Here is a 13276-nt window from a genome sequence, read left to right on the forward strand (position 1 = left end):
CCGGCTGAGCACACCTGGCCGGAGGCGGTCGGCGTCCGCGCACTCCCCGACCTCACCGATCACGATGGGCCACGACGAGAAACCCCTGCCCCCGCAGGCCGCACCGAAGCACCACCGGGCCGACCGGGAGACCCGGCTGACGGTCGTGGTGGCGCTGGTGGCCGACCTGGTGATCGCTGCGGCCAAGGCGGTCGCCGGGGCGCTGGCGCCCTCCCCCGCGCTGCTCGCCGAGGCGGCGCACTCGCTCGCCGACAGCCTCAACCAGGTGTTCCTGCTGATGTCGCTGAGCCGCAGCCGCCGCCGACCGGACGCGCGCCACCCGTTCGGCTACGGCAAGGAACGGTTCTTCTGGTCGCTGCTGGCCGCGGTCGGCATCTTCGTCACCGGCGGCTGCTTCTCCTTCTACCAGGGCCTGCACGCCTGGGTCTCCCCGCCGACCCGGCCCGAGGACTTCCTGCCGGTGTACGTCGTGCTGGCTGTGGCGCTGGTCGCCGACGGCATCTCGCTCACCCGGGTGGTCGTCCAGCTGCGCGGCGAAGCGCGAACCCGTGGATCCCGGCGGCTCTGGCGGACCAGCGATCCCACCGCCCGCACCGTGCTCGCCGAGGACTCCACCGCCGTCCTCGGCGTTCTGGTGGCCGCCGGCGGCGTCGCCGCCCACCAGATCACCGGCGATTCGGTCTGGGAGGCCGCCGCCGCAGTGGCCATCGGTGCGCTCCTCATCGGCGTTGCCTACCGGCTCGGCCACGAGGCCCAGAGCCTGCTGGTCGGACAGGCGGTCGACCCGCACCTGCAGCGCGAGGCCCACACCCTGCTCGCCGGTCAGCCGGAGATCGACACCGTCACCGCGCTGCTCACCATGCGGCTCGGCACCGACTCCGCCATGCTCGCCGCCCGGGTGGACCTGCGGGAGGGCCTGGACAGCGAGGAGGTCGAGGAGGTGTGCGTACGGATCAAGCGCGACCTGCGCGAGGCGCACCCGGCTTTCGACCAGATCTTCCTCGACATCATCGACGCCGACGCGGACGGCCGCGCCCGGGCCCGCGCGCTGAAGCGCGACCTCGACGGCATCGCCACCGAGCACGACGAACCCCCGAACTGAGCTGTCCCCGGACATGCGCCTACCTGACAGCTCGTCGGATCTTCGAGCGGCAGCGCATATCCCTGCCCACCCAGGGCAGGCGGCCACTCGCCGCACACCCGCGCGCCCTGCCCCCGACTGGGCACCCCTCTCGGGCCCGTCCTGGACCGATCCCGGACGCCGTGGCCGGACCGGCATGCGGTGGGTGCCGAACCGCACCCGTCGGCAAGAACGTAGCGACATCCGTGCCGTCGACCCGACGAGGGCCGACATGGTCGAGAGGAGCAGTTCGTGACGGTGACATCGCGTCTCCCGGAGCCGGTCCACCAGGCGTGGGACTGGCAGTTGCAAGCGGCGTGCCGGGGTGCCGACGAGCGGTTGTTCTTCCACCCGGCCGGAGAACGCGGGCAGGCCCACGACGAGCGCGAAGCGGCGGCCAAGCGGATCTGCGCTTCCTGCCCCGTCCGCAAGCGCTGCCTCGACCACTCCCTCGCGGTGCGCGAGCCCTACGGCGTGTGGGGCGGCCTCAGCGAGGACGAACGCTCCGCCCTCCTCGGCCCCGTCACCCACCGCGGCCGATAGCCCTGCGCCGAACGCCGACCGCTCGACAGCCGCCCTCTCTCCATGGCTCAGCGTCCCGGCAGCCTTCCGAAAGGGCCATGGGGCCGGTGCGCGCTAGCCGTTCGTCGGCTCGAGCACCAGGCTCGCCATCGTGGCGTGGGTGGTCCAGCCGAGCGTGGCGTAGAGCGCCTGCCCCTCGGCGCTGCCGACGAGGACGCCGGTGCGTGCGCCCCGCTCGTACGCGGCCGACTGCAGCGTCCGCATCACCACGGAGCCCAGGCCGCGGCGGCGGTGGTCGGCCGAGGTGACGATCTGGTCCGGTACGGCCACCGGGCCGGCCAGGCCCGCCTGGCCGCGCGCGGCCTGGTGCCCGGCCTCGTCCCGCACCAGCGTCCGAAGCACCCCGCCACGCTCCCAAGTCGTCACGGTGTAGCCGTCCGGGACCGTCGGCCGTTCGGGGGTGAGTTCGACGGTCATCAGGAAGGCCGCCGCATCCTGCCGCCACTGCGGGCCCAGCCAGGGGCGCACGCTGTCCCCGGCGGCGAAGAGCTTCAGCCAGGTGTGCGGGGCAGTGATCGTCTCGGCGAGCTTGCGGACATCGGCCTCGGTCGGCGCGGGCAGCACGTGCCGGGCCACCTCGCCGGCCGGCGCGCCGACATCGATGCTCCAGCCCCAGGGCCGGTCCACCGGCTCGGCGGAGCCACGCGAAACAGTCCAGCCCGCGATCCACATCCGGACGAGTTCCGTGATGTCCGACTCCGGCATGAGGCAACCCCTGGCGTAATAGTCTCTACTGAAACTCACACCTTACGGACACTTCAAGGGTCTGCCCAGGGTGATTCCTCGCGCTCCCGGCCGGCGGTTGTCAGCCGCGGGCTCCGGTCAGGGGACGCCGGGCCAGGCCGGCCAGGCGACGGATCGCCTGCCCGCCGAAGCGAACAGCCATGGCGGCTGCGGGCACCACGTCGTCGCGGCAGAGCCAGGCGCGTTCGGTGGAGCGACGCGGTCGGAGGTCGGACGGTACGTGGCGATCCTGCCAGGTCGCCGTCGCGGCGGACAGCAGGTCCAGCTGGCCGGCAGCGAAGTAGCGCTCCAGCTGCGGCCCCTGGGGCACCGCACGACCGGTGAGGGACAGGTGGAGGGCACGGGCCACGTCAACGCCGTGCACGGTCTCGTACAGGCGGAACTGGGCGCCGGTGCGGGGGTTGAAGTCGACCAGCTTGTACCGGCCGTCGCGCCGGTCCAGCCTCCAGTCGAGATCGGCGACACCGCTGTAGCCGAGCTGCTTGCACAGGCGGGCGGCCAGATCGGCCAGCTCGGGGTTCGGCACCGAACAGGCCCGGGTGGCGGACCCTTCGGCGGGTGGGTAGGAACGCAGCTTCCGCCCGGTGAACACGGCGAGCGGTTCGCCACCGGGACCGCAGCACAGATGGGTGGACCAGCTCTCCGAACTCTCGCGCGGCAGGTACTCCTCGACCAGGACCGACAGGTTGCCGTCGGCTCGGCACAAGGCCAGCAGCTGGTGTTCGTCCTGCACGACCGTGGTGTGCGGGACCACCGGGCGGTACAGCCGGGTGAACGGCTCCAGGTTCTTCAGCACCAGCGGGTAGCCGATGATCCGGGCGGCCCGCGCCGCCTCCATGCGGGTGCCGCGGACCGCGACGCCACGGGGCACGGGGACGAACTGTCCGCAGAGCTCACGCATGGAGCCCTTGTCGGCCAGCCGCCGCGGGAGCGCGGCGGGGACCGGAGGAAGCAGGAACGTCGGGGCGAGGTCCGCTGCGTGCTCGGCGAGCAGGACCGCCGCCTCGTCGTCGGTGGGCAGCGCGATGCACCGGCGACCGATCGCCCGGCCGATGTCCCGGACGATCGCCAGCACATGCTCGGGGGATTCCCGGCCGCTGGTGGGGCGGACGAAGGCACGGGTCAGATAGCGGGACATCGCGGTCGGCGTCCACCGGTCCTCGACCATCGCGTACACCGGCACCCCGAGCCGGCCCAGCGACCGGACCGCACCGAGCGTCCCGTAGCCCAGTGGATAGCCGCCCACCTTGACCAGCAGCACCGGCACCTCGCCGGCCAGATCGAGTCGGCTCTGCTCCACAGCGGTCACTCGTCCCTTTCCGGCGCGTACGGTCCCCGACCATCCCCGACAGCTGTGCAGACACCCACCCCGTACCCGGACCGCCCGGGGTGGGGCAGGCAGGCAGGGCCGGGACGTGCGAGGGTCGGTCGCGCTCGGGGGTCCGCGACCGGCCCATCCACCAGCGTCACCAGCCGGGGCCATCACGTCCACCAGGCACCACCGCCGACACGGCCACCCGAGCACAGCAGCACCCACCCGGACCAGCCGGCCCACGCCACACCGGACCGGCGGCAGACCCCGAGCTGCGCCGGACCCTGGCCGACCGCAGGCCGCACAGCCGACTGACGGCCCGACGGCGCACGAGCCGAGCGCATTGGCGCCCCCGTACGCTTCCTCCGGACCGCACAGTCACTGCTCGCATGGCTGCTCGTCCTCCGTCTCAGGGTGCGGCGGTGTCAGCCGCGGGTGGGGCCGGCCGCGCCTCGTCGGTGTGTCCGACCGCAGCGGGAGGTCTGCGACCGTCCCACCCGACCGGGGCGCATCACCGGGCGGGGCCGGCCGGGTGTCGGGGTCCGGCCGCTGAGTCCTGGGCGTCGGGGCGAGTGCGTTGACAGCGGCCCGTGCCCGCCGGCGGATGCTCATCTCGATCGTCTCCTCCTCCCGGCCGCTCCCGTCAGGTCGACGCGAGGAGTCGACCCACTCGCCTGCCGTGGGGCGGCCTCGCGAGGCGTCTGCACCGGTCGGCCCGGTCGAAACAAGATCGGTGCCGCCGTACGCGCCGCGCGACCGATTGCCCGGCGATCGGGCGGGTACGCGCCGGAGCGCACGGTCCCGGACGGCGACGGAGAGGGTGAGGGTGAGGAGAGCATGAGCACCGACCGCATGCGCGACGACGTCCACCAGCCGACCGGGGACATGGAGGAGCAGGCCGACGCGGCACCCCTCGACCTGCAGAACGCCCTGGACAAGCGCGACTACGACGATGTCCTGGACGAGGGCTGGTCACCGCCCGAGCGACCACTCGGCGTCGAGCGCACCGGGGTGACGGCCGCCGAGCAGCGCGCCGGGGAGCCGCTGGGCGAACGGCTGGCACGGGAGGAACCCGAGGTGGCGCCCGCCGAGGGAGACGGGATCGGCGACCTGCCCGGCGGGGAGGGCGAACCGCTCGACCCGGAGGTCGGCGACCGGCGGGCCGGGCGTCTGGTTGCCCCGGACGAGGGCGCCCATGCCGACACCGAGAAGGATCTCGTCGCGTCGGACGTCGGCATCGATGCCGGCGCCGCGGGCGCGGAGGAGGCCGCGGTCCACGTCATCCCGGACGAGGACGCGGGGCGTGACGTACCCCGGTGACCTGCGGCTACTCCGCTGTCGGGGCGAGGCCGAGCAGGGCCAGCAGCAGCCGCTGGTCGTCCCCGTCGCGTGCGTGGGCGGCCACCACCGCGCGCGCCCGCACCGCGATGGCCTCGTCGACCGTCTGCGGGGCCGGTTCGATGGTCTCCGACAGTGTGGACAGGTCCCGATTCTTTCCCTGCACGGCCACCACGTTCCTCTCGCTCGCATGTTCGTCAGCGAACCTCCAAGGCTACTGCGGCCCGGCGGCCGACGGGCCGACGGCCTCGGGCCCGCGTGGGGACATTTCAGCCGTGGCCGCCGCCGCGCGGGTCCATACTGACCGCATGCCCGACGAAGCGACCGAGCAGCTCCTCACCCGGTTCGTCGACGCCCTCGGGTCGGCCGTCCCGCTGGTCGCGCTGTGGGCCCACGGTTCGCTCGCCGGTGGCGACTACCGGCCGGGCCGCAGCGACCTCGACCTGATCGCCGTCCTCGCCCGTCCGTGCACCCCTGCCGAGCAGGAACGCCTGAGCGGCCTGCACGAGCGGCTGGTCCGAACCGACCCGCTCGGCGCCCAACTGCACTGCGGCTACCCGGCGGTGGCGGAGCTGGACGACCCGGCCCGGCCCCACCCGGCCTGGGCGCACCAGGAGCTGCTGCGCCGCCCGATCACCCCGGTGACCCGGCGCGAGCTGCACGAGTTCGGACGCGTCCGGTACGGGCAGCCGCCCGCCGGGCTCCTGCCACCGGTGACCGCGGACCAGCTGGCCGCCTTCGTCGTCGAGGACCTGGCCTGCTTCTGGCGTCCCGCCCTCGACCACCCGGAGTGGTGGCTGCGCGAGATCTGGATCGACCTCGGCCTGCTGACCCTGGCCCGGGCGGGCACCACGCTGCGGACCGGGCGTCTGATCACCAAGGCCGAGGCGCTGGACGTGCTGACCGGGGCGGGCGCGCCGGCCGAACTGGTCGAGGACATCCGGCAGCGCCGCTACGGCGATCCACGACCAGCCTCCGACGCGTGGCGCCGGCGCCGCGCCGAGCTGACCCGCGGCTACCTCGGCCCCGCCATCGACAAACTCGTCGCCGAGCACCGCGCCGGCGGCAGCTGAACGGCTCGCCCGGACGCCGATTGGCGCCGGGAGCACCGGGGTAGCCGCCGGGCGTGCTCACCATCGGCGTGGAGGAGGAGTACCTCCTCATCGATCCGGCCACCGGTGTGCCCGTCACTCGCGCCGCCCGGGTGCAGGCCGCGGCAGGGTTCCAGCCCGCCCCCGGCGACGAGGAGGTCCAGCGCGAGATCAGCCAGGCCCAACTGGAGGTCGCCACCCCGGTCTGCCACTCGCTGGACGAGGTCGGCGGCCACCTGCTGCGGCTGCGCCACACCCTGGCCCAGGCCGCCGAGGCGTGCGGCTGCCGGCTGGCCGCCACCGGGTCCGCGCCGTTCACCGACCGGCTGCCGGTACCGGTCACCCCGACGCCGCGCTTCCGGCGGATGCGCCGGCAGGCCGCCGTGCTCGCCGACGAGCAGCTGATCGACGGCATGCACGTCCACGTCGGCGTCCCGGACCGCGGGGCGGGCGTCGCGGTGCTCGACGGGCTGCGCCCGTGGCTTCCGGTCCTCACCGCGCTGTCCGCCGACTCGCCGCTCTGGCGCGGCCGCGACACGGGCTTCGCCAGCTGGCGCACGGTCGTCTTCGACCGCTGGCCGGTGGCCGGGCTGCCGCCGCACTTCGCGGACGCTGCGGACTACGACCGGCGCGTCCGGCGGCTGGTGGAGACCGGCCTGATCGACGACTCCGGCCAGGTGTACTGGCACGCGCGCCTGTCCGAGCGGTACCCGACGGTCGAGGTGCGGGCGATGGACGTCCAACTGCGGGTGGACGAGGCGGTGCTGCTGGTCGGCCCGGTCCGCGCCCTGGCCACTCGCACCCTCGAGCAGCCGCCGTCCGCCGAGGGCGACCCGCCCGAGTTCCTGCGTGCCACCGCCTGGCACGCCGCCCGCCACGGCGCGGCCGGGCGGCTGCACGACCCGCTCACCGGCCGGCTCCGCTCCGCCCGTGAGGTGACCGACGGACTGCTGACCCATCTCGACGCGCCCCTGCGCGCCACGGGCGACGATCGGTCGACGGCGCGGCTGCTGGAGCGTCTGCACACCGAGGGCAACGGCGCGGTCCGCCAGCGGCGGGAGGTGCGGCGCCGCGGACGGTCCGGGCTGATCGGGCTGATCACCGGCGAGGCCGTGGGGATCCAATCCGCCTGAGCGCGGCACTCCGCGTCCTACCATGTCCTGGACCGGATGATCCGCACGGACAAGGGGACGCCTCAGTGAGCGGCAGTGTCGAGACGTTGGAATTCCAGGCCGAGACCAGGCAGTTGCTCCGGCTGGTGATCCACTCGATCTACTCGAACAAGGACATCTTCCTGCGCGAGCTGATCTCCAACTCCTCCGACGCGCTGGACAAGTTGCGGCTGGAGTCGCTGACCGACTCCGACCTCGGCGTCGACACCTCCGACCTGCACATCGCGCTGGAGGTCGACCGGGACGCCCGGACGCTGACCGTCCGCGACAACGGCATCGGCATGAGCCGGGACGACCTCGTCGAGCTGATCGGCACCATCGCCAAGTCCGGTACCGCTGGCCTGCTGGAGAAGCTCCGGGCGACCGAGGACGCCGCCGCCGCGCAGAACCTGATCGGGCAGTTCGGCGTCGGCTTCTACTCCGCGTTCATGGTCGCCGACAGGGTCACCCTGCTGACCCGGCGGGCCGGCACCGAAGCGGGCACCCGCTGGGAGTCCGACGGCGAGGGGACGTACGACGTCCAGGCCGTGGACGGGCTGCCGGTGGGCACCTCGGTCACCCTGCACCTCAAGGCCGCCGACCAGTCCGCCGACGACGACAACTCGGCCGACTACCTGTCCGAGTGGAAGATCCGCCAGATCGTCAAGCAGTACTCGGACTTCATCCGCTGGCCGATCCGGATGGCCACCGAGCGCACCGACGCCGACGGCACCACCACGTCCACCGTCGACACGCTGAACTCGATGAAGGCGCTGTGGGCCCGGCCGCGCAGCGAGGTGACCGAGGCCGAGTACCACGAGTTCTACCGGCAGATCACCCACGACTGGGTCGACCCGGCGGCGACCGTCCACATGCGCGCCGAGGGCACCTTCGAGTACGAGGCGCTGCTGTTCGTCCCCGCGCAGGCCCCGCTCGACCTGTTCGCCCGGGACACCCGCAGCGGCGTTCAGCTGTACGTCAAGCGGGTGTTCATCATGGACGACTGCGAAGCGCTGATGCCGGACTACCTGCGCTTCGTCAAGGGCGTGGTGGACGCGCACGACCTGTCGCTGAACATCTCCCGCGAGATCCTGCAGCAGGACCGCCAGATCCGCGGCGTGCGCCGCCGGCTGGTCAAGAAGGTGCTCGGCGCACTCAAGGAGATGCAGGCGGGCGACGCCGAGCGTTACGCCACCGTGTGGTCCCAGTTCGGTCGGGTGCTGAAGGAGGGCCTGGTCGAGGACGGCGAGCAGACCGAGGCCCTGCTGGAGCTGGTGTCGGTGGCGTCCACCCACGACCCGGAGAAGCCCACCACCCTGCGCGAGTACGTCGGGCGGATGAAGGACGGCCAGGACACCGTCTACTACCTGACCGGCGAGAACCGCGCGATGGTGGAGAACTCCCCGCACATGGAGGCGTTCGCCGCCAAGGGGTACGAGGTGCTGATCCTCACCGACCCGGTGGACGAGGTCTGGGTCGAGCGCGTTCCCGGCTTCGACGGGCACCGGCTGCAGTCCATCGCCAAGGGGCAGGTCGACCTGGACGGGTGCACCGACGGCGAGGGGGCGGCCGACGCCGAGAAGGCCGAGCGCGAGCAGGACTTCGCCGCGCTGCTCCAGTGGCTGACCACCGCGCTGACCGAGCAGGTGAAGCAGGTCCGCCTCTCCTCCCGGCTGACCACCTCGGCGGCCTGCATCGTCGGCGACGCCCACGACATGACGCCCACCCTGGAGAAGATGTACCGGGCAATGGGCCAGGAGCTCCCGCCGGTGAAGCGGATCCTGGAGCTCAACCCCACGCACCCGCTGATCACCGCCCTGCAGTCGGCCCACCGCGCGAACGCCGACGACCCGGCGCTGAAGGAGATCGCCGAACTGGTCTACGGCAGCGCCCTGCTCGCCGAGGGTGGCGAACTCGCCGACCCTGCCCGCTTCACCCGTCTGCTCACCGACCGCCTGACCCGCACCCTCTGACGACCGGTCCGGCACCGCCGCGCCCCGACCCAAGGGGCGGCGGTGGCCTCGGGAGCGTCGGGCCGTCCAGTGCCGCGTCGGGCGACCTTTGCCCCGTCGACGGGGCAAAGGTCGCCCGACGCGGCACTATCCTGCCCCGATGAGCTATCCCGTTGCCCAGCAGCTGCGCGTCCTCCCCGGCGACCTGGTCGTCGAGCACCTCGCCGGGGAGCCGCGGCCACCGGCGGGCGAGTGGCTGGCCCTGGTCCGCGCGCCCGAGGGCCTCACCGTCGTCCGCCCGGCCCGTCCCGAGGACGGCGCCGACCGGGAGCGGTGGTCGGCCCTCTACAGCGGCGACACGGCCCACGCGCTCGACCTGCCCGGCATGCTCGCCGCCGTGCTCACCCCGCTCGCCGCCGGCGGGATCCCGGTCTTCGTCGCCTCCACGTTCCACGCCGACCTGGTCCTGGTACCCGCCGGGCAGCTCGCCCGGGCGGCGGCCGCACTGCGCGCCGCCGGCCACCTGGTCGCCGCCGCTCCGCCGGCCGGGTAGCCGCGCCTACCGGTTGAGCGTGCTGCTGGGCGAGGTCCGGTATGCGTCGCGGTAGAGGCCGGCGAAGCGGCCCGGGTGGGCGAAGCCCCAGCGCATGGCGATGTCGGTGACCGTGGTGGTGCGCGGGTCGGCGACCAGCAGGTCGCGGTGGGCGGCGTCGAGGCGGACGGCGCGCAGGTGGTTCAGCGGTGTGGTGCCGCGGTGGCGCCGGAACGCGTACTGCAGCGCCCGTGGGGTGACGTGGGCGGCCCGGGCGATGTCCGCCAGCGAGATGTCCCGGTCCGCGTTGGCCTCGATGTACGCGACGGCCCGGCGCAGCGTCTCCGGGGTGGCGTCGCGGGTGTCGGCGGGGACGGGCGCGGTGGCCGCGGTGTGCGGGAGGGCGGCCAGGGTGGCGGCGGCCAGGTGCCGGGCCGCGGTGGAGACGACAAGTTCGCTCTCGCAGGCCGCCGGGTTGCCGAGCACGTCGTCGCGCAGGTAGGCGACGGCGGCGCCGAGGTGGCGGTTGGCGCCGGCGCTGACGGCCCGTTGTCCGGTCAGCCGCAGCGGGCCGCGGGCCGCCTCGGCGGGTGTGACCGCGCCGAGCAGGTCGGTGTCGAACATGGCGATGGTGTAGCGGGCCGAGCGGACCTCGCCGCGGTACGGACGGTCGGCCAGGGCGACCAGGAAGGTCTCGCCGGGGCCGTAGACCTCCTCGCGCCCGTCGGTGCGGTCGACGAGGGTGCCGGCGTGCAGGCTGACCAGGCAGACCCGGCCGAGACTGGCGGCGTCGTACCCCATGCGGTAGCCGAAGGCGAGCCGGTCGACGCTGACCGGGCCGACCGCACGGCGGCTGATGCGGACCCGGGCGTCCTCCACCGGACCGCCGATCCGCATCGGCGTGTAGGCGGCCGACAGGAACTCCTCCGTCTCCCCGAGGCTGGCGCTCTCGAACTGCAGGGACTCGACCATCACCACCACCGCCGCGATCCGAACCGGAAGCACCGACCAGCATAGGACGATGGCGGGCGAGAATCCGGGTCGGCGGCCCCCGGCGGGCGCCGCGGCAGGGCTCAGCCCGCTTCGAGGATGCGGTCGAGGGTGGCGTCGATGTCGAGGTGCTCGGACTCCGAACCGGCGGGCACCAGGGCGAAGCAGTCGGCGAGGAAGGCCGCGACCAGGTCGGTCGGGGCGCTGACCACGGCCCGTCCGGTCGGGCCCAGCAGGGTGATCCGGACCTCGCCCGGGGCGCCCGGACCCACCTGGACGTCGCCGCTGCCCGCCGGGGCGTGCCGTCCCTCGTTCAGCAGGTCGCGGCTGAAGTACCAGCACACCTGCAGCTGGTCCTCGGTGCACCCGCAGTCCGACAGCGGGAACGACAGGCAGGCGGCGTAGGGACGGCTGGTGTCGAAGCGCAGCTCCGCGTCGATGCTGACGTCGGGCAGGGGGCTGTCCGGGAAGGTGACGGGCATCGGCTGAACGGTGGACATCGGCATCGGATCACCCTTTCTGCGACGGCGGGGCGCCCCGGCGGGGCGACGTGCACGAACCGCGACTACCCCGGCCCCGGCACGCCAGACGACACCTGCCGAATCTCCACAATCCCCCTGCCCTTGACGGCGGACCTTCACGATCCCTTCGCGCGAGCGGGCGGCGGATCGGCCCGTACCGGCTCGGACTTCGTTGTGCGGACAGCGCCGCGCGACGGCCTTCGCTCACGGAGCAGCGCGGGGCGGCCGGAGACGACACGGTCGAGGGACGCGGCCGCGCCGGCGCCGCGGAGACCCGGAAGGAGAGCGCCATGACCGTCGCGCTGCGGGTCGACCGCCGCACCGCCCCGTCCGGCGTACGGCTGCTCGCCCTCGACGGGGAGGCCGACTTCGACACCGCGGGGGTGCTGGCCGGGGCCCTGCACCGGGCGCTCACCGATGAGCCCGTCCCGCTGGTGCTGGTGGTGGACTGCTCGCGGCTGGAGTTCTGCTCCTCCGCCGGCCTCAACGAGCTGCTGCGGGCCCGCAAGGCCGCGTTGGACGGGGCGACCGCCTTCCGGCTCGCCGGCCCCAGTGCGCAGCTGGCCCGGCTGCTCGCCCTCACCGGCACCGACGCGGTCTTCCGGATGGCTCCCCCACCGGCCCGTCCCGACCGTCCGAGCCCTGCGGCGCCGACTGCCGGCCCGGTCACTGGGTAGACGCGCCTGCGACAGACTCCCGCGAGGAGGTGGGCTCGGTGACCGGCGACGACGTGGCCCTGGGGCGGGTCCTGGCCCGGGCGATGGAGCGGGCCCGGACGGGCGGTCCGCGCGAGGTCCCGGACCTGGTGCAGGAGGCGGCCGTGGACCTGGGCCTGTCCCGGGCCTGGGTGTACCTGGCCGACCTGCAGCAGCACCGGCTGGTTCCGCTGCCGGACCCCGACCCGGAGGTCCGGCGCCGCACGGTGGCGGTCGAGGGCTCGCTCGGCGGCCGCGCCTACCGGCTGGAGCGGACCCAGACCATCGCCGGCCCGCCGGCCGTGGGCTGGTTCCCGCTGGTCGACGGCGTGGAGCGGATCGGGGCCCTGCGGGTGGAGGCGCCGGCGCTCGACGAGGAGACACAGAGCCACTGCGAGGCCCTGGCCGGCCTGGTCGCCCTGCTGATCGTCTCCCGGGCCTCGTACGGCGACCTCATCGTCCGCACCACCCGGCGGATGCCGATGAGCCTGCAGGCCGAACTGCTGTGGGCGTTCCTGCCGCCGCGCACCATCGGTACCCGCACGGTGACCTCGAGTGCCGTGATGGAGCCCGCGTACGACGTGGGCGGCGACGCCTTCGACCACAGCCTGGCCGGCGGAGTGCTGCACCTCTCGGTGTTCGACGCGATGGGGCACGACCTGGCCTCCGGCGGGACCAGCGCGGTCGCCCTGGCGGCCTGCCGTTCGACCCGCCGGTCCGGCGGCAGCCTGGCGGACATCGCCGCCACCATCGACCGCACCCTCGCCGAGTGGATCCCCGACCGGCTGCTGACCGCCGTCGTCGCCGATCTGGACATCGCGACCGGCGAGCTGGCCTGGGTGAACTGCGGGCACCCGCCGCCGCTGCTGATCAGGGACGGCCACGTGCTGCCGGACGCGCTGCGCCGCCGCTCCCAGCTGCCGCTGGGTTTCGGCCTGTACGACGGTGACCTGGCGGCCACCCACCGCGCCCGGCTCCAGCCCGGCGACCGGCTGCTCATCTACACCGACGGAGTGACCGAGGCCCGCTCGGCCGGCGGTGAACTCTTCGGCGAGCAGCGCCTGGTGGACACCATCGTCCAGCACATGGCGACCGGCGATCCGGCGCCCGAGGCGCTGCGCCGCCTGATCCACGGCCTGATGGACCACCAGGCCCACCGGCTGCGCGACGACGCGACCATCGTGCTCGCCGAGTGGCACCCGCCGCGCCCGGGCGGCTGAGCGGGCCGCCGGTCCCCGCCGTGCCGTT

The 13276-nt window shown here is 73.9% G+C and carries 14 protein-coding genes; 9 read left to right on the plus strand and 5 right to left on the minus strand.

All coding sequences use genetic code 11. The annotated features are described in order from the left end of the window. Window positions 1-64: 64 nt before the first annotated feature. Together FHR36_RS24020 and FHR36_RS24025 are read left to right on the plus strand one after the other, a co-directional pair. Entirely contained in the window at window positions 65-1102 is a 1038-nt protein-coding gene (locus FHR36_RS24020; RefSeq protein WP_253800241.1) for a cation diffusion facilitator family transporter, read from the plus strand. Between the two features lie 270 nt (window positions 1103-1372). After that, entirely contained in the window at window positions 1373-1663 is a 291-nt protein-coding gene (locus FHR36_RS24025; RefSeq protein ID WP_253800242.1) for a WhiB family transcriptional regulator, read from the plus strand. 93 nt (window positions 1664-1756) lie between these two features. Here the strand turns inward: FHR36_RS24025 and FHR36_RS24030 are convergent, their stop codons facing one another. Beyond that, window positions 1757-2407, minus strand: a complete 651-nt coding sequence (locus FHR36_RS24030; protein ID WP_253800243.1) for a GNAT family N-acetyltransferase — start codon at window positions 2405-2407, stop codon at window positions 1757-1759. A gap of 100 nt (window positions 2408-2507) precedes the next feature. Continuing rightward, window positions 2508-3755 carry a carboxylate--amine ligase gene (locus FHR36_RS24035; RefSeq protein ID WP_253800244.1) on the minus strand — a complete coding sequence of 416 codons (1248 nt, stop codon included), beginning with the start codon at window positions 3753-3755 and terminating at the stop codon, window positions 2508-2510. An 840-nt stretch (window positions 3756-4595) separates the two neighbouring features. Between FHR36_RS24035 and FHR36_RS24040 the strand changes: the two genes are divergently transcribed. Beyond that, window positions 4596-5078 carry a DUF5709 domain-containing protein gene (locus tag FHR36_RS24040; protein ID WP_253800245.1) on the plus strand — a complete coding sequence of 161 codons (483 nt, stop codon included), beginning with the start codon at window positions 4596-4598 and terminating at the stop codon, window positions 5076-5078. A gap of 7 nt (window positions 5079-5085) precedes the next feature. Here FHR36_RS24040 and FHR36_RS24045 read toward each other — a convergent pair whose 3' ends face one another. Then, window positions 5086-5262: a hypothetical protein gene (locus FHR36_RS24045; RefSeq protein WP_253800246.1), complete on the minus strand. Its 177-nt coding sequence runs from the start codon at window positions 5260-5262 to the stop codon at window positions 5086-5088. Between the two features lie 142 nt (window positions 5263-5404). Between FHR36_RS24045 and FHR36_RS24050 the strand changes: the two genes are divergently transcribed. The 4 genes from FHR36_RS24050 (at window position 5405) to FHR36_RS24065 (ending at window position 9843) form a co-directional block, all read left to right on the plus strand. Next, window positions 5405-6169 carry a nucleotidyltransferase domain-containing protein gene (locus FHR36_RS24050; RefSeq protein WP_253800247.1) on the plus strand — a complete coding sequence of 255 codons (765 nt, stop codon included), beginning with the start codon at window positions 5405-5407 and terminating at the stop codon, window positions 6167-6169. A 53-nt stretch (window positions 6170-6222) separates the two neighbouring features. Further along, window positions 6223-7320, plus strand: a complete 1098-nt coding sequence (locus tag FHR36_RS24055; RefSeq protein ID WP_253800248.1) for a carboxylate-amine ligase — start codon at window positions 6223-6225, stop codon at window positions 7318-7320. Between the two features lie 65 nt (window positions 7321-7385). Continuing rightward, window positions 7386-9311, plus strand: a complete 1926-nt coding sequence (gene htpG / locus FHR36_RS24060) for a molecular chaperone HtpG (RefSeq protein WP_253800249.1) — start codon at window positions 7386-7388, stop codon at window positions 9309-9311. A gap of 139 nt (window positions 9312-9450) precedes the next feature. Further along, window positions 9451-9843 carry an ACT domain-containing protein gene (locus tag FHR36_RS24065; RefSeq protein WP_253800250.1) on the plus strand — a complete coding sequence of 131 codons (393 nt, stop codon included), beginning with the start codon at window positions 9451-9453 and terminating at the stop codon, window positions 9841-9843. A gap of 6 nt (window positions 9844-9849) precedes the next feature. Here the strand turns inward: FHR36_RS24065 and FHR36_RS24070 are convergent, their stop codons facing one another. Together FHR36_RS24070 and FHR36_RS24075 are read right to left on the minus strand one after the other, a co-directional pair. Next, window positions 9850-10827, minus strand: coding sequence for a helix-turn-helix transcriptional regulator (locus tag FHR36_RS24070; RefSeq protein ID WP_253800251.1), 978 nt, complete (start codon window positions 10825-10827; stop codon window positions 9850-9852). Between the two features lie 68 nt (window positions 10828-10895). Continuing rightward, complete coding sequence (locus FHR36_RS24075; protein ID WP_253800252.1) at window positions 10896-11312, minus strand: SsgA family sporulation/cell division regulator; 417 nt, start codon at window positions 11310-11312, stop codon at window positions 10896-10898. Window positions 11313-11623: 311 nt separating this feature from the next. Here FHR36_RS24075 and FHR36_RS24080 point away from each other — a divergent pair, with 311 nt between their 5' ends. Together FHR36_RS24080 and FHR36_RS24085 are read left to right on the plus strand one after the other, a co-directional pair. Beyond that, window positions 11624-12010, plus strand: coding sequence for an STAS domain-containing protein (locus FHR36_RS24080; protein WP_253800253.1), 387 nt, complete (start codon window positions 11624-11626; stop codon window positions 12008-12010). A gap of 38 nt (window positions 12011-12048) precedes the next feature. Then, a complete protein-coding gene (locus tag FHR36_RS24085; RefSeq protein ID WP_253800254.1) occupies window positions 12049-13248 on the plus strand; it encodes a PP2C family protein-serine/threonine phosphatase in 1200 nt (399 codons plus the stop codon). Window positions 13249-13276 lie beyond the last annotated feature (28 nt).

Origin of the sequence: Kitasatospora cinereorecta (assembly GCF_024172095.1) — a bacterium.
GTDB lineage: Bacteria > Actinomycetota > Actinomycetes > Streptomycetales > Streptomycetaceae > Kitasatospora > Kitasatospora cinereorecta.

What these genes read in the sequence shown, in the direction of transcription:
- FHR36_RS24020 (WP_253800241.1), top strand. Translation starts at nt 65, where the DNA reads ATGGGCCACGACGAGAAACCCCTGCCCCCGCAGGCCGCACCGAAGCAC.
- FHR36_RS24030 (WP_253800243.1), bottom strand. Translation starts at nt 2,407, where the DNA reads ATGCCGGAGTCGGACATCACGGAACTCGTCCGGATGTGGATCGCGGGC.
- FHR36_RS24040 (WP_253800245.1), top strand. Translation starts at nt 4,596, where the DNA reads ATGAGCACCGACCGCATGCGCGACGACGTCCACCAGCCGACCGGGGAC.
- FHR36_RS24050 (WP_253800247.1), top strand. Translation starts at nt 5,405, where the DNA reads ATGCCCGACGAAGCGACCGAGCAGCTCCTCACCCGGTTCGTCGACGCC.
- FHR36_RS24065 (WP_253800250.1), top strand. Translation starts at nt 9,451, where the DNA reads ATGAGCTATCCCGTTGCCCAGCAGCTGCGCGTCCTCCCCGGCGACCTG.
- FHR36_RS24075 (WP_253800252.1), bottom strand. Translation starts at nt 11,312, where the DNA reads ATGTCCACCGTTCAGCCGATGCCCGTCACCTTCCCGGACAGCCCCCTG.
- FHR36_RS24080 (WP_253800253.1), top strand. Translation starts at nt 11,624, where the DNA reads ATGACCGTCGCGCTGCGGGTCGACCGCCGCACCGCCCCGTCCGGCGTA.